Source organism: Lelliottia sp. WB101 (genome assembly GCF_003051885.1).
Classification (GTDB): domain Bacteria; phylum Pseudomonadota; class Gammaproteobacteria; order Enterobacterales; family Enterobacteriaceae; genus Enterobacter; species Enterobacter nimipressuralis.
This window is the reverse complement of sequence record NZ_CP028520.1, coordinates 2,109,769-2,125,430: the sequence shown is the minus strand read 5'-3', so window position 1 is coordinate 2,125,430 and position 15,662 is coordinate 2,109,769. Positions and strand designations below refer to the sequence as shown.

The following is a 15,662-nucleotide window of genomic DNA, read 5'->3' as shown; positions in this document are numbered from 1 at the left end:
ATGGAGCATGTAATGATTAGCTTCACAGAACCATTGGTAAAACGTAAATTCAACCAAGCTTATGACTACATCCTAGAGAATCATGAAAAAAAATATAAGGATGCACTGTCCCAAAGAAAACCGAATGATAGTGAATTTATAAGTTTGATGTATGTCTCAGTTTGGAAGGAATTGAAAGAGTTTTACACTAATGCAGAACTTTTTGATCGTAGGACGGAATTCTCACGAGAATATGTTGATGATCTTTTACTTGATGAAGAAATATACAAATCAGATATTAAGTATCATTTACATAATTCCTTAAGGTTTGTTTGGGAGTATCATCTATCAATTCACAGCACTACAACTCCTCTTGGGAAAATATGTTTTGATAGTGAAAAAATACGTTATCTTGATAGTATAAATGAGATCACATGGAATGTAGCAAGCGGCGGATATACCCCAGCTTTTAGTTGGATTGTGGATATAATGCCTTATGATATATATAGACAATTTATTGCATCCTCTGACTTCCAAAAGGCCAGAAGTTTAACATCCGATATAGATTTAGAGAAAGCAAAATTAAAAAATGAAGTCGAAAATATCATTTTGCAAGCAGGAAGCAGCATCGAATATCTCGACAATGTACGACAAGAGGCAAAAGATTTAGGAGAGCGTTTAACGAATATTAAAAGAGAAGGCAATTTTAAACTCTTAGCCAAGGCTTTTTCTACATTAAGAACAGGAAAAAGCTCTGAGGTTGTATATGCACAACTCAGAATGTGGACATTTGTTGCATTTCTTATTTTATTGCCTATGTTTTCTTTTTGGCATTTTCAACAAAAACTAAATAACCCTGATTTCTTCACTCTAGTGAAATATATCCCTTTAATCAGCCTAGAGATTTTATTTTTTTACTTCATGCGTCTTTTTTATATCGAAGTTAAGTCACTTAAAAGCCAGTTAGTTCAGATTGATCTCAGGCTTAATCTTTGTGAATTCATATATGATTACATTGAAACCAGAGGTAAAACACACTCTGATAAAGTTAATGACTCCTGGAAGGCATTTGAATCACTCATATTCAGCCCAATTCAGCCAAATGAAGACAAAATCCCCTCAGTGATGGATGGAACGGATGTTTTGGCTGATCTGGCTGGTAAAATTCTAAAAGCCAGGCAGTGAGTGTCTAATCTATATAAAAGATCCACAAAATGACCACTCAGGCTGTCAAAGGCTGTTAAAGCGTGTCAGTCACTGTCAGATATGTTATTGAAATAACATGTATATTCTTGTTTTTACATATCCTATTGGAGAATGTAGGAATTTCGGACGGGGGTTCAAATCCCCCAGCTCCACCAAAATTCTCCATCGGTGATTACCAGAGTCATCCGATGAAGTCCTGAAAGCCCGCACGGCGCAAGCCCTGCGGGCTTTTTTGTGCCTGTAATTGTCCGGGACGATCCGCCTGAATCCAGTAAAATTGGTACACCTTTAGGTACACGCTATACAGTGGTCCATTAATCGTGTACCAATTATGGAAGAGATCCAGACATGGCGCGCATCACACGCCCCCTCACTAATAATGAAATTCTTAAAGCTAAACCCCGCGAAAAAGACTTTACCTTGCACGATGGTGATGGCCTGTTCTTACTCGTTAAAACCTCTGGTAAAAAACTTTGGCGTTTTCGCTACCAGCGACCACGCAGTGCCAACCGCACAAATCTGAGCCTTGGCGCATATCCTGCCCTTACGCTTGCAGCAGCACGCCAGATACGCGATCAGCATTTGTCTCTCTTAGCTCAGGGCATCGATCCTCAGCAGCAACAAGAAATTGTCTCAGAGCAGCGCCAAATAGAGCTAGACAGCGTTTTCTCTACAGTTGCTGCCAATTGGTTCCAACTTAAGAGCAAAAGTCTCACATCGGATTATGCAAAAGATATTTGGCGCTCTTTAGAAAAAGACGTGTTCCCTGCTATTGGGGAGATACCAGTTCAGGAGATCAAAGCCAGAACGATTATTGAAGCACTGGAGCCAATCAAAGCGCGTGGAGCACTGGAGACGGTTCGCCGTTTAGTTCAGCGTATTAATGAAATTATGATTTATGCAGTTAAAACTGGTTTATTGATGCAAATCCCGCATCAGGGGTCGGTATGGCTTATGAAAAACCCAAAAAGCAGAATATGCCAACACTACGACCGGAAGTACTGCCAAGACTAATGCGCTCGTTAGTTATTTCAAATCTGTCTATTTCAACTCGCTGTCTGATTGAGTGGCAACTCCTTACCCTCGTTCGCCCTTCCGAAGCCCTGGATCACGATGGGTAGAGATCGATCTCAACGCGAAAATGTGGACAATTCCAGCTGAAAGGATGAAGGCGAAACGTGAACACATCGTTCCATTATCTCCACAAGCAGTAGATATTCTTGAAGTGATGAAACCTATCAGCGCAAGCAGAGAATATATATTTCCGAGCCGAAACGATCCAACGCAACCTATGAATAGCCAAACAGCAAACGCTGCGTTAAAGCGGATGGGATATGGTGGAAAATTAGTTGCCCATGGATTACGTGCTATAGCAAGTACGGCATTAAATCAAGCTGCCTTCAATTCTGATGTTATTGAAGCCGCGTTAGCTCACACAATAAGAATGAAATACGGCGTGCTTATAATCGTTCTACTTATATTGAATAAGGAAAGGAGCTGATGCTTTGGTGGGGCGACTTAGTCCGAAATAAAAATTAAAGGAGGGTCCCCCCTCCTTTAATTATAACGTAACACCATTTACTACGGCATAAATTTCAAGTTTCACCAATGCCGGCAACTCATCTAATACATTAGTATTTTCAGTAATCCACTGCATACAAGATAATTCATCTAAACTATCGCTCGTTATATACTCAGAAATCATAACAGCAGAAGTTCGCGAAAAACCAAGACTAATCAAAGAAATTTGCGTCTTGATACTTACACCCAACTCTAAAAATACACCTACATCATCAATATATTCTAAAAGATCAGCTCGGCCTTGTGTAATATAGAAATGTCTTAATAGGTCGTTATAACAAGAGAGTAATTTTGGTGCTTGATATCTAGCAACCTTCTCAACATCTTCCATAACACCTCTTATAACAGCAGGTTCCTTATATTCTTTCTTTTTCTTTTTTAAATAAGAGATTCTTTCTGAAATAAGCCTAGCAAGGGGATACCCACGCATCCAATTAATTACAAGAAGAGCAAGTACAAATGCACCTTTAGAATTATAACCCAAGTCTAAACTCATCGTATCAGATATTCGAGTAAAAGCAGCTATATATGATGAAAGTGCATCATCACTTGATGGATCTGCTAAAAGTAAATTTTCATATGAATCCTTGTCGCAACTTTTAAACCTCTCCCATAAACTTTGCATTAATATTGGGCTGATTCCTGGATTACGGGATACAATATCGAGAGGAAAACTGAGGCAATCTAACACATCCGTAATTTTTGAATCTAGTTCATCTATTTTCTCTAATTCATACTTCTCAATATACGGGTTATTTATCAGCCCATCGTGAAGATAATGAGAAATACACAAATAACTAAACAATCCTTGTAATTTAGGATTTGCTCGAGTCATTCCATAATGATGGGGGGAGTCGATATAACTGTATATTTCATCAATATCATCATTTAAAGAGTCAGTAGCACGTGTTATTTTAATGTTTTTCTTATTGATTGGTGGCGTACCATTCCAAATTTTTTCATTATTAGTGTCAACACATATTACATTTCCTTGGAACTCTTTTCCCCAACGACCGGCCCTTCCAGCAAGATTCCAAAAGTCCTCTTCTTTCATTGGCTTACCACTTCCTTTTTTGGGACCGCGAATGAAAATGTTTTTACATGCCATATTTACACCTTCAACAAGTGTTGAAGTACAAATCAAATATTTTATTTTCCCTTTACTAAATAACCTTTCAATCTCTGTCTTTATTATCAATGGCATATTGCCGTAGTGAAAAGCCACCCCTTTTTTTAAGGTAAAGTTTAGTGCAAACCTTTCATGAATAACCTTTTCGCTCAGTTCGATTAAGTTCAGAAGTTCCTCATCTTCATAATTTTCAGTAAGGCCGTCTGCGATCTGCTTGGCTGTTTTTTCTGCATCTGCTGCGCCATTCACGTAAACAACATTTCCTGACGCATGATAGCCAAGACTTAAAGCAATAAAGGAGAGCCTTTTACTATCTGCAGAGGGTATATTTTCTAAATCGAAGTCGCCTATAAACTCTCTTTCTCCACGAAAGAAAAAAAACATTTTCCATTTCTTAGGAGTATTAGGTCGCTGCTCTACCCAAATTAAATTCTGATTAACTGTGACATAGCTACTTTTTATTACACTTGTTTTTCCATTATAAGGAGCATCTAATAACAATAATTCTGGATTGGATGTGAATGGGCTAGCAAAAATCACTTTTAAATGCCTATTTCTTGCACATGTCATTTCCAATACATATTGCAAGAAAATACCCCGAAGTGAATCACCTATTTTGTGCGCCTCATCTATTATTAACAAATCAACAATCGGGCATTCATTGAGTGCGTTATAGAATATATTTAACCGTTCTTGTGTAAAAATATAAATATTAGTTTTCGAACTATCATAAGATGTCTTAAGCGGTAATGTCTGTATGTTAACACTACCAGTCCGATATGGGTCAATTCTAGTTATAATTGATTCGTATACTTCACTTATGAGCGCTCTCGTCGGCACAAGATAAACAACTAAACTTTTTTCCTGCCTAGATATATAATCCTCAACCCATGACTCTAAAATAAATGATTTACCAACTGAAGTAGGGGCAGAAACACTAATCCATTCATTTTGCTGTGCTCGCTCCCAAAACTCAGATTGAAATTTATTTGCATAAATATATTTATCGTTCCCAACTTCAATTGTATGTTCTATTTTTCTCTTTGTTGTCTCTAACTGTCCTGCTAAAGGTAGTCGCCTCTCAAAACCTTCATTCAAATAACCTTTTTTAACAGCTAGCTCAACTGTAGCGTTATTAGCTAGCGTATCTAAAATCAATGCTGCACTATCTTTCCTTTGCTCACTACTTTCATTGATTAAACAGTATTGTGATATCCTCAGAGCAGAATCTTGGCAAAGTTCATCATTTGAACGAGATAAAATACTTCCACAAGTTAATAAATAGCCAATATCTGTTTCAGCTAAACACTTTTCATCAACTGCTCTTACCGCTGGAAATTGGCTCACAACTGAATCAATCGTGAGTTTCTTCAACCTTTTAATAAAACCATTATTATTTACTAACCAATTAGGGAGTTCTTTCATGCTCATGTTACTCTCCAACCAAAGTTTCCAATAAAGCCGTTCTGAAGCTATCGACAGATGGAAATGGGACTAAAAAAACATGCAATGAAATCCCATGTATACTTTCTTCTATTATTCTTTTCTTTATCCTATCTCTCCAACCATCTATCTTTTCGCTGAAGCATTCAGCTAACCCATCAATATTTAATCTGTTCGGTTCTGTTGGATAGTCATTTATATCAAATCCAACCAAGCAGATCCCTCTGTACTCTAACTTATTAAAATCTGGTTCATCTGGATCTAGAAATCTCTTTAGAGCACTTTCTAAAACTGGATCGTCAACATTCATGAAATCGCTTAAAAGTTGCATATCCCTTTCTTCTGAGCTACCAGATCCATATGAACTCATTATTATGGGGGAAATACTTTTCATGCACTGATAGATAGCTTGTGTTAGATCCGAGTATAGCTTTGACTCTCCCCAGTATAAACATAGTTTTTGGTTTTCCTTATCAACACCTATGTGTACGCCATCAGCTCCGTGGTAATGCATTTCAGGATTAGTTTTAAGGTTCATCTTGCATATGATTTGGGGGAGTTTTAAAAATTTTTCCGCAAACAAAAATAATATTAATTCCCCACCCTCACCGCTATTTGAGAGGCTAGTGAAAAGCCCCATTGCCTGCATGAACAACTTAGTAATTTTCAGCGTCGAACCTGTCTCCTGCTGATACTTAATAGCTTCATTTATTTTTTTACGTGGAATGGAATAGTCAATAACTTTACCCACAAGAAATTGAACTAATGCGTCTACTTTTGGGCGACCATTTCCATCCAAGTTTATACAATGAAAATGACATGCAGCCGAAGTCCCTTCAATTAAGTAATCAGATTTAAGTTCATGAAAGTAGCTATAGATAGTCTCACCGTCATTTCTTACTAATTTCTCTAAAGCAGTTTGTAACGCGTCCATATCGTATCCTGTGCTGAAGTCGCAAATTTTGTTTTAGAAGATAACTCTTATTGCTTTTTTATGAAATACCTTGCGCGCAATGCTCTCCCCGCCACGCCTGCCCGCTTGAGGGGCCGCTTTTAATGCAGGTGCATCAGCAACCTCAGGCAGCGCCAGAACTGGTGCTGCCGGGGGAAGCGGGAGTGTGAAAACGCATGCAAAACCATGCACCTTACGCATGCATGGCTTAATTCAGGGAAAATGGCGGGATTTACGGGGATTTTCTGACGGGCTGCTGCGCGGCCAGTTCTGCGCGTTTATTCACGTAATTCTGGTTTTGAGCGGGTGTGTATTTTTCAGGATTATCATCCCGCGAAACCGCGTCAGGCCTGAATCCGGTGGCCTTTAGAGTGTCATTATCCTGTGCGCAAGAATTAATTTTTTCACCGGCGGCCAGCCACACCGACAGCGCCTCACGCAGATAATCGACACGCAGCGTGTGATGGCGGGATTCTCTCTGTCATAACCCATTAATTCAGGCGGCTAGCTCTGCGCCGTGCACCTGCATAAGATCATTCAGCCGGTGACGGATACTGATGGGCTGCATGTTTCATGCGAGCGAACATATCGACCGGCCCCCTGATTAATTTCCTACCTTTTCATGTCGATAACATCGCGCAGTCTTTACAGACTCCGGCCACAACTGTCATCAATGGTGGCAATGAGTGCGTGGTGTTCCTGCTCGGCTTAACTAACACTCCAAAATCTTCAATCGATGATTACCAGAGTCATCCGATGAAGTCCTGAAAGCCCGCACGGCGCAAGCCCTGCGGGCTTTTTTGTGCCTTGAATTTGTCCCAAGACGTCCGAAGAAAACGAATTAAATCCGACCCTTTTAGGCCCGATAAGCCTTGCTGCCCCCCTATCTCCAATCCTGTCTTCTCCCCCATCGCGCAAAAAGAAAATCCTGCGATACCCATAAACGCCCCCGCGTCACTCCATCCTTTTATCCAGAATGGTGCTACTCCAGATCCAAACTAAACAGTCGACTCAGAGCGGTCTTGCCGCTGCGGGTTACGGTCACTTCGCGATAGCCCTGCGTGTGGGTGATCCACTTTTTCTGCAGTAACAGTGTCATGAGTGCCTGCCCCGCATCCCCGCCCAGATGAAAACGTCGTTCGCTCCAGTCGAGGCACGGGCAGCAAGGCTTGCGGCGCGGACGCGGATTAAGCACTGCGCCAATACGTTGAAAATGCGCTCTCCCGGCGGGCGTCAGCGCATTGCCGTCAGCCTCAATCCAGTGGTCATGAAGCATGAAATCATAGATGTTTACCGCCAGTTCGCCGGCCAAATGGTCATAACAGGTTCGGGCGTAACGTAAAACGACCGGCGTAGTCGGGGTAAAAGCAGTCTGGCTGCGCATGGAAACGCTCATGAGGTTTTCCAGCAGCCCGGCGATATGATGGCCCGCCAGACTGTAATAGCGGTGGCGTCCCTGCGTCAGGCAAATCACCAGCCCGTTGCTGAGAAGCCGGGCAAGATGTCCGCTGGTAGTGGAGGCAGCGATGCCCGCCACCGCACTGAGTTCCGTGGCTGTCCACGCGCGCCCGTCCATCAGGGCGCACAAAATAGTGACCCGTGACGGGTCAGAGATGGCGGAAGCGACCAGTGACATGGATTGTTCAAGAGACGCATCCGGCCCACTGTCGTGTTCGTTGTGAAGAACTTTCATGCAGCGTGTATTGCCCATTTTTGGGTGACTTCAGCCGCCCGGATATCGTCATCCGTGAGCAGAATAAGCCGGTTATCGTGATCGCTGTACTGTACCAGAATGCGAATGCCATTCTGTGCCAAAGTATCCGCGATTTCTCCCAATTCGCCCGGCTGCTTCTGGGGTAATTTCCTTATCAGCGGACGCGACAATTTTCTCACGTTAAAGCCTGCGTCAGTCAGAACCTGGCGGGCTTTCTCGCCGTTTTCTATCAGAAAATGCGCGTGCCCGCCGTCCGGAGTGGTAAATACCCCCCCCTTCCAGCCCGACACCGTTAAGACCGAGCACGCGTCCGAAGGAAGCCAGAGAATACGAAGTATTATCGAGAACAACGTGAATGTCATACATGCTGTTGCGCTCCTTTGCTCGAAGATGTCTCAGACGAGTAATCACGAAATACCCGGGCCACGCGTATTCTGTAGTATGAAAAAATCGACTGTTTGCCCTCTTTCTGGGCTGCCAGATGCATCATATTCTGCTTCCATCCGGCGACCGCCTCCTCATCTTCCCACCATGATAACGAAAGAATTTTTCCGGGCGTGCTCAGGCTCTGGAACCGTTCAATGGAGATAAATCCCGCTGTGTCCGACAACAACGGCTTCAGTTCTGCTGCCAGTTCAAGATAGCGCTCACGCGCTTCGGGTAGTGCGTCTGCCTCAAAAAGTACTGCGATCATCTTGCTGCCCTCTCATGAATTTCACTCAGCATATTGCCGGTAAAAAGGGGATGCTTCGGCCAGCGCCGAAGTATCCCGGTGAAGCGCAGGCAGGATCATGAATTTGTCTCATGTTTGGTGAATTTAAATCACTGTTTTTCACTCAATGACTCAGGCATAAAAGATACATCGCAATGTATCCATAAAAATTCGAAGACTACTGAAATATTATTAATTTTCAGCAGCCAGGACACCTGATAAAAATGAAAAAAGACATTACATTCACGCTTAAGACAATTCGTTTTGACGAAGATTATAACCCTTCAAAAAATACGCGTATTACCACTAACTTTGCCAATCTGGCCAGGGGTGAGAAACGTCAGGAAAACCTTCGCAATACCCTGGCGATGATCGATAACCGCTTTAATTCTCTGGCGCAATGGGACAACCCCACAAGTGACCGCTACACCGTTGAGCTGGACATCATTACGGCTCAGCTGAATATCAAGGGCGAAGGAGTGTCCGACGCCTTCCCGGTGATTGAAATTTTAAAAACCAGTATCCTTGATAAAAAAACCAATCAGCGTTTTGAAGGCATTTTAGGAAATAATTTTTCCTCGTATGTGCGCGATTATGATTTCAGCGTGGTATTGCCTGAACATAATAAAGACAAAGCAGGATTTAGCCTGCCGGATAACTTTGGCGTATTACACGGTGATATATTTAAACGTTTTATTAGTTCTGATACTTACAAAGCGCGCTTCAGTAAAACGCCGGTTATTTGCCTGAGTGTGTCGAGCAAAAACACCTATTATCGCACCGGTACTCAGCACCCGGTTCTAGGCATCGAATATCAGCAGGATGCCCCTTCCCTGACGGATGACTACTTCGCCAAAATGGGGTTGCGCGCCCGCTACTTCATGCCTGAAAACAGCGTTGCGCCATTGGCATTTTACTTCAGTGGCGATTTACTCAGCGATTACACCAATCTTGAGCTGATCAGCACCATCAGTACGATGGAGACTTTCCAGAAGATTTATCGCCCTGAAATTTACAATGCTAATTCCCGGGCGGGGAAACAGTATCAACCAAGTTTGAATTTCCAGGATTATTCATTAACCCGCATTGTTTATGACCGGGAAGAGCGTAGCCAGCTGGCTGTTGAGCAAGGGAAATTTACCGAAGAACAATTTATTAAACCTTATCAAAACGTTCTTAAACAATGGTCTGCTGAACCCGTTATCTGATTTATCCATAAAAATATAAGGTCACCTGTGATGAAAAAATTATTACCCACATCGACTGCGGGCAGTTTGCCTAAGCCCTCCTGGATTGCGCAGCCAGAGACACTCTGGTCGCCGTGGAAGCTGGAAGGTCAGGAATTAGTTGACGGTAAACTCGATGCCCTGCGTTTATGTCTGGAAGATCAGCAACAGGCAGGCATTGATATCGTCAGTGACGGCGAGCAAACGCGCCAGCACTTCGTCACGACATTTATCGAGCATCTCGAGGGCGTGGATTTCGAGAAGCGTGAGATCGTGAAGATTCGCAACCGCTATGATGCGAGTGTGCCGACCGTCGTGGGCCCGGTGAGCCGCAAGAAATCCGTTTTCGTTGAAGATGCGAAGTTCCTGCGCAAGCAAACCACCCAACCGATCAAATGGGCCCTGCCGGGACCGATGACCATGATCGACACGCTGTATGACAATCACTATAAAAGCCGCGAAAAGCTTGCCTGGGAATTCGCTAAAATTCTCAATGAAGAAGCGAAAGAATTAGAAGCGGTGGGCATCGATATTATCCAGTTTGATGAGCCGGCCTTTAACGTATTTTTCGATGAAGTAAATGACTGGGGTATCGCCACATTAGAAAGAGCCATTGAAGGGCTGAAGTGTGAAACGGCTGTCCACATCTGCTACGGCTACGGCATTAAAGCCAACACAGACTGGAAAAAAACGCTGGGCACTGAGTGGAGACAGTACGAAGAGATTTTCCCGAAACTGCAAAAATCGAATATCGATATTATTTCTCTGGAGTGCCATCACTCGCATGTTCCGATGGAGCTGATGGAGCTTATTCGTGGCAAAAAGGTGATGGTCGGTGCCATCGACGTGGCTACTAATACGATAGAGACGCCGGAAGAAGTCGCTGCTACGCTTCGAAAAGCGCTGCAGTATGTTGATGCCGACAAACTTTATCCGTGCACCAACTGCGGCATGATCCCGCTACCGCGTGGCGTCGCACGAGGCAAGCTGGATGCATTAAGCGCCGGTGCAGAAATCGTGCGCAGAGAATTGCAGGCGAAATAACGTCGCCGGAGAGCACAAAGCTTAAAAAAACTGTCTGAGTTGAGCGATCCCACAGTCGCCAACTCACCCCTCCCGATATCTCTTTTTACCTCAACTTTTCCCTGATGAATTAAGACATCGTGTAAAATTTTATTACGAAGCAGATACCGGGTTGAGTTGCATGCCTTTCACACTTATAAAACTCAACGCTTGTTATCGATATATTGTCATTGACGGCACAGCAGAAAACCCAAATAAGAATATTAACAATGGTGCATATTTACTTGCTACAATAGATTTGCAATTGAATATTTCCTCCTGCTAAAAGCATACTTTAAAGTTATATTAACAATGCACCATCATATAATCCTCAGAGTTCTAAAAAATGCAATTTTTATTACATTTTCTCGTTTTCACCACATTAGGATGCTTACTGACCGGTTATGTGATTGCTGGCCGTACGATCATTATTATCCAGATATGCTATGATAGATTCCGGTTCGATATAACTATGTTCCTGAAACCCACATCATATCCACGATCAACAATGTGCGTCGAGGCTGCAAATCTGGCGGCAATATCTCCTTTCAACGTATGGAGATGATTAATGATATTGCTGTCCAGCTCGTTATGAATTACACGGGCATCCGGTTTCATCGCCTCTTCAGGAAAGATAATTGACCCCCAAGGGTGTAACTGACGTTAATTTTGTCGACTGTGATATCGGCGGATTCATAGGATTCTGCGGCGACTACGGCAATCACTTTGCTGCGATAGGCGATCTCATTATGAATAATCTCCGAGATAATCGCAGAGTAGTCAGGAACGATCACTCCAGGCAGCGCTGGACGGGAATAGCTTTCCATGGCGCAATCTGTGGCTGTGCCATCTCTTATGGAAGCGGGAATTTATATGACGTTATGTGAAGTCAATTCGGAGAACGCCATACAGAAGGGAGAAGTGAGATTGAAGGGTGAGACCAGTGTGTATCAAAAAGATAAAGGAAGTATCACTCTGATAACCCTTTGAGGTTGTAAAGCATAATTTAACTCATCTCAAAAAAATGTTAACTATGGCTAAACTCTACTATTCCCTCATAGATCATTATCACCAAAAATACGGAATTAATAAAAATTGAAAAAAACTAATGTGTCTATTTCTTAACCAACTTCAATAATTCTTAGATTCAAATACATTAGACGTCATTAAAGAGAGGGAGTATCATTGATGCGCTGGATGAGACACACCCAATCAGCTCAATTAACAACCATGGTTTATCTTCATCCCTTTAATGTAGACATTAACCTTAAGCCGAAATAATGAATAAAAGATATTCCCTTCTGCTATTGCTTGCAACTCTCACCCCCTATACAGCAAGTGCTGGAACCTTTAGTACCATCACTTCTGACCCTATCACAAATGTTTTCCTGGTAGTGAATATCGTATTGACGTTTATTTTTGCGTTTATCCGCTTCGACAGGTTTGCTGTTGTGCACGGCCCTGAAGTTCTTACGACTGTAGGGATCCTCGGATGCTTCACGGGAATTGCAGCTTCGCTTCTAAATTTTGATGCTTCAAATGTGGCAGAGAGTGTGCCTCATTTACTCGAGGGTGTAAAAACAGCATTTCTTGCCTCACTGAGTGGTGTGGGTGGCTCTTTAATTATTAGGATGCGCCATTATCTTCAAAAAAAACCTATCAAACAGAGTTCAGGTACACCCAAGGCAGCAAGCCTGGATGATGTGGTTGCCGCGACACAGGCCCTTCAACTCAGTCTTTCCGGAAGCGAAGAAGGTAGCTTGCTGACACAACTTAAACTGATGCGTCAGGAACAAGTCGATGAATTACGTTCGCTCAGAACTTCTTTTGAGACATTTTCCCAAAAAATGGCTGAAGACGGTTCTAAAGCGTTGATTGAAGCCCTCAAAGAAGTCATACGGGACTTCAACACGCAAATTAATGAACAGTTTGGTGAGAACTTTAAACATTTAAATGCCAGTGTGGAAAAACTCGTTATCTGGCAACAGCAATATAAAGAGGAGCTGGATAAGCTTCAGCTCATGCAAAAATCATCAGCAGAAGATCTCAACAACGCTGCTTCTGGTCTGTCTTTATTTATCGATAGAGCCGCTAATTTTGCTCAAACAGCAGACGCGCTCGAAATAACACTCAAAGGGTTGGCTCAGCAACATCAGCAAATCGAGGAATCGCAACTGTCGATGATTGAAGTCTTGTCGCAGATGAAAGATATTACGCCGCAATTTTCGCAAAAAATTGATGATATGACGGAATCTATGTCGAAAGGAGTCATGAAAATCCAAGCGGATGTTGGCGACGTAGTGAAAAACTTCGGCGTACAGGTCCAGTCTTCGTCATCAGAAATGAAGCAGCTACTAACTGAAACACTTCGAAAATCACAATCTGATGTCAACGAAGAACTCAAAAAATCGATGGATTCTGTCCGTCAGAGCGTTATTACGCTCGATAAAGGTTTACAAGAAGAGTTGACCAAAAGCCTTGAATCTCTTGGTCGTCAGCTTGCATCTCTCTCAGAGAAATTTGTTTCCGACTACACCCCTCTAACTGAACGTCTGCGCGAAGTGGTTCGTATCGCCGCGGTTAAATGAGATATACATGAATATCGAACAGAGCAATCAATCCTATTGGATACCGCTGGCTGACCTTATGACTGGACTGATGATGGTATTCATGCTGTTAACCGCCGCCTTTATGCTTCGCGTCGAGCAAACAACAACCCTTGTCGTTAAAGAATATGAAATGACCAAACGGGATATGCAGCTTGCTTTGCAAAAGGAGTTTTCTAAAGATTTAAAACAGTGGAATGCTGAGATATTAGGGGATATGACCATACGTTTTAACGATCCCTCTGTGCTGTTTGCAACAGGCTCATCCGAACTTCGTCCTCGTTTCAAACAAGTACTTGAGGAGTTTTTTCCACGCTATATCGCATTGCTCAATTCTGGCCAGTTTAAGGATGCCGTTAAAGAGATCCGAATTGAAGGACATACAAGCGCGTTCTGGGGTGGAGCCTTAGATGAGAAGCAGGCTTATTTTCGAAATATGGAATTATCTCAAGCCAGAACAAGAAGCGCGCTCGAATATCTGATGTCATTACCTAAAGTGCAAAATAACGAAAAATGGCTTGTGCAGCATATGACAGCAAACGGGCTCTCATCCTCTCATCCTCTCTCAGCAGAAGCCTCTGAAACGGCAAACCAACGTGTCGAGTTTCGCATTGTCACGAATGCGAGCGAGAAAATGGATTTAATTGCAGATAAGTTATCGAAGAAATGAGTTTCAAACTGCCGAATTTCCTTAACTGGGCATTACTAAATACTTTGCGTAATGAGATGAAGGCTCCGCTCTCGGAGAATTTTACACCGGACCCAGAGTTTAAACCGATCGATCTCACCATCCCTGAGCTCCTCAGGAGCACTGGTGTTGACATTAATATCGATGAAATCAGTATCCTTGACGATGGAACGTTAACATACAAGGGTTATCGGGTCTTACTCTACATCAGGGATATTCCGTCTATAGCCGGGCGAGACAATATGCCGAAATATCATCTGACATATTGTAAGACACTAGAAACTATGCATAAGAATTCCCGATTTAATCGATACGTCGTCGCAAATAGTGATAGTGGTGAATTTCAAGTTAATATCATCGATAGCGGGATTCAAAGTCAGACTGTGAGATTGAACGTCTGCCAAAACTGCCTTGATAAGATTCACTGGCAGGGATTTGACATACAAAAAGTAGCTCGCACAAAACGTCTACAACTTGTATCCCAGTTTGCACTCGTTGATTTCTTTAAAGCATACCCGCGAGACCTAATTTCTGTAAAACCATCACACACCTCAGATACTGCGCCGCTGAATGACTACACAGTAGACTGGCCTAACATATCAAAAAGCATCAAGATAAAGCATGGATACCAATGTGAAACTTGCAATGTTGTCCTCCGGAATAGTGAGTCCAAATATCTTCACGTCCATCACCGAAATGGTCAAAAAAATGACAACCGAGATTCAAATCTTGCGGTGATGTGCGTTGCCTGCCATGCCGAACAACCCATGCACGGGCATATGAAGTTTACCCCTGATTATAAAGCCTTTATAGCGCGACGCCCCTTATGATGAAGGCATGAGATTGTGAGCAAAGAAAACTGTATTTCCAACACCCTTGATCCACTTACAGTTTTTTCCTAGAGCCATGCCGCTTCGCTCGTGCCATTCTTAATCACGCTCATAACATGAATAACGTGAATTGAGGATATTATGAAAAAGACAATTATTGCATTATCTGCACTTCTGCTGGCTTCACCAGTTTTTGCCGCAACCACACACGCAACCGACGACACCGTTGCCGCCGCGAAAGCGAACGCCAATGATGCGAAACAAAAACTGCATGAAGAGCAGAACAAAGGTGAAGAGCTGAAGCTCAAATCCAAACACGCCGCTGAAGGTAAAAGCGAAAGCTTCGGCAGCAAAGTGAGTGAAGACTCCCAGAAAGCCTGGCATAAAACCAAAGAAGGCACCGAGAAGGGCTGGGATGCCACTAAAGAAGGGACGGAGAAAGGCTGGAACAAAACCAAAGAAGGCGCTTCGTCGCTGGAAAAGAAAGTCACTGAATAAGTTTTCTCCCCCCTATAAAGGCCGCCCTCGCGGCCT

14 protein-coding genes and 3 pseudogenes are annotated in these 15,662 nt (G+C 42.9%); 9 read left to right on the top strand and 8 right to left on the bottom strand.

The window, feature by feature from the left end; genetic code table 11:
* Positions 1-12 precede the first annotated feature (12 nt).
* Together DAI21_RS10135 and DAI21_RS10130 are read left to right on the top strand one after the other, a co-directional pair.
* Positions 13-1,164 carry a hypothetical protein gene (locus DAI21_RS10135; protein ID WP_107703006.1) on the top strand — a complete coding sequence of 384 codons (1,152 nt, stop codon included), beginning with the start codon at positions 13-15 and terminating at the stop codon, positions 1,162-1,164.
* 369 nt (positions 1,165-1,533) lie between these two features.
* Positions 1,534-2,673, top strand: a pseudogene (locus DAI21_RS10130) (integrase domain-containing protein).
* A gap of 73 nt (positions 2,674-2,746) precedes the next feature.
* Here DAI21_RS10130 and DAI21_RS10125 read toward each other — a convergent pair.
* The 7 genes and pseudogenes from DAI21_RS10125 to DAI21_RS10090 form a co-directional block, all read right to left on the bottom strand.
* Positions 2,747-5,326, bottom strand: coding sequence for a DEAD/DEAH box helicase (locus DAI21_RS10125; RefSeq protein ID WP_107703005.1), 2,580 nt, complete (start codon positions 5,324-5,326; stop codon positions 2,747-2,749).
* Between the two features lies 1 nt (position 5,327).
* A complete protein-coding gene (locus DAI21_RS10120) occupies positions 5,328-6,272 on the bottom strand; it encodes a DUF1837 domain-containing protein (protein ID WP_107703004.1) in 945 nt (314 codons plus the stop codon).
* Positions 6,273-6,522: 250 nt separating this feature from the next.
* Positions 6,523-6,819 (bottom strand): annotated as a pseudogene (locus tag DAI21_RS10110) (phage polarity suppression protein).
* Between the two features lie 220 nt (positions 6,820-7,039).
* Positions 7,040-7,231, bottom strand: a complete 192-nt coding sequence (locus DAI21_RS10105; protein WP_107703002.1) for a hypothetical protein — start codon at positions 7,229-7,231, stop codon at positions 7,040-7,042.
* 41 nt (positions 7,232-7,272) lie between these two features.
* On the bottom strand, positions 7,273-7,983 hold the full coding sequence (locus tag DAI21_RS10100; RefSeq protein ID WP_107703001.1) for a helix-turn-helix transcriptional regulator: 711 nt from the start codon (positions 7,981-7,983) through the stop codon (positions 7,273-7,275).
* A pseudogene (locus tag DAI21_RS10095) lies at positions 7,980-8,370 on the bottom strand (amino acid-binding protein). The gene DAI21_RS10100 and the pseudogene DAI21_RS10095 overlap by 4 nt, the downstream one beginning before the upstream one ends.
* Positions 8,363-8,698, bottom strand: coding sequence for an antibiotic biosynthesis monooxygenase (locus DAI21_RS10090; protein ID WP_107703000.1), 336 nt, complete (start codon positions 8,696-8,698; stop codon positions 8,363-8,365). Before DAI21_RS10090 ends, DAI21_RS10095 begins: the two are co-directional and overlap by 8 nt.
* A gap of 242 nt (positions 8,699-8,940) precedes the next feature.
* Here DAI21_RS10090 and DAI21_RS10085 point away from each other — a divergent pair, with 242 nt between their 5' ends.
* From DAI21_RS10085 to DAI21_RS23475, 3 genes are read left to right on the top strand one after another with little or no spacing between them, the layout of a single operon-like run.
* A complete protein-coding gene (locus tag DAI21_RS10085) occupies positions 8,941-9,924 on the top strand; it encodes a DUF1852 domain-containing protein (RefSeq protein WP_107702999.1) in 984 nt (327 codons plus the stop codon).
* A 30-nt stretch (positions 9,925-9,954) separates the two neighbouring features.
* The gene (locus DAI21_RS10080) at positions 9,955-10,986 is read left to right on the top strand and encodes a methionine synthase (RefSeq protein WP_100779234.1); all 1,032 of its coding nucleotides are present in this window, start codon (positions 9,955-9,957) and stop codon (positions 10,984-10,986) included.
* Positions 10,987-11,032: 46 nt separating this feature from the next.
* Positions 11,033-11,290 carry a YfaZ family outer membrane protein gene (locus tag DAI21_RS23475; protein ID WP_107702998.1) on the top strand — a complete coding sequence of 86 codons (258 nt, stop codon included), beginning with the start codon at positions 11,033-11,035 and terminating at the stop codon, positions 11,288-11,290.
* 328 nt (positions 11,291-11,618) lie between these two features.
* Here the strand turns inward: DAI21_RS23475 and DAI21_RS10070 are convergent, their stop codons facing one another.
* Positions 11,619-11,831 (bottom strand): hypothetical protein, encoded by a 213-nt coding sequence (locus tag DAI21_RS10070; protein ID WP_107702997.1) that lies wholly within the window; start codon positions 11,829-11,831, stop codon positions 11,619-11,621.
* 453 nt (positions 11,832-12,284) lie between these two features.
* On the opposite strand from DAI21_RS10070, the gene DAI21_RS10065 reads away from it, so the two are divergent.
* The 4 genes from DAI21_RS10065 (at position 12,285) to DAI21_RS10050 (ending at position 15,626) form a co-directional block, all read left to right on the top strand.
* Positions 12,285-13,592, top strand: a complete 1,308-nt coding sequence (locus tag DAI21_RS10065; RefSeq protein ID WP_107702996.1) for a hypothetical protein — start codon at positions 12,285-12,287, stop codon at positions 13,590-13,592.
* Between the two features lie 7 nt (positions 13,593-13,599).
* A complete protein-coding gene (locus tag DAI21_RS10060) occupies positions 13,600-14,280 on the top strand; it encodes an OmpA family protein (RefSeq protein ID WP_107702995.1) in 681 nt (226 codons plus the stop codon).
* Positions 14,277-15,128, top strand: coding sequence for an HNH endonuclease (locus tag DAI21_RS10055; RefSeq protein ID WP_107702994.1), 852 nt, complete (start codon positions 14,277-14,279; stop codon positions 15,126-15,128). The genes DAI21_RS10060 and DAI21_RS10055 overlap by 4 nt, the downstream gene beginning before the upstream one ends.
* A 141-nt stretch (positions 15,129-15,269) precedes the next feature.
* Entirely contained in the window at positions 15,270-15,626 is a 357-nt protein-coding gene (locus DAI21_RS10050; protein ID WP_102105384.1) for a hypothetical protein, read from the top strand.
* The last annotated feature ends 36 nt before the right edge of the window (positions 15,627-15,662 follow it).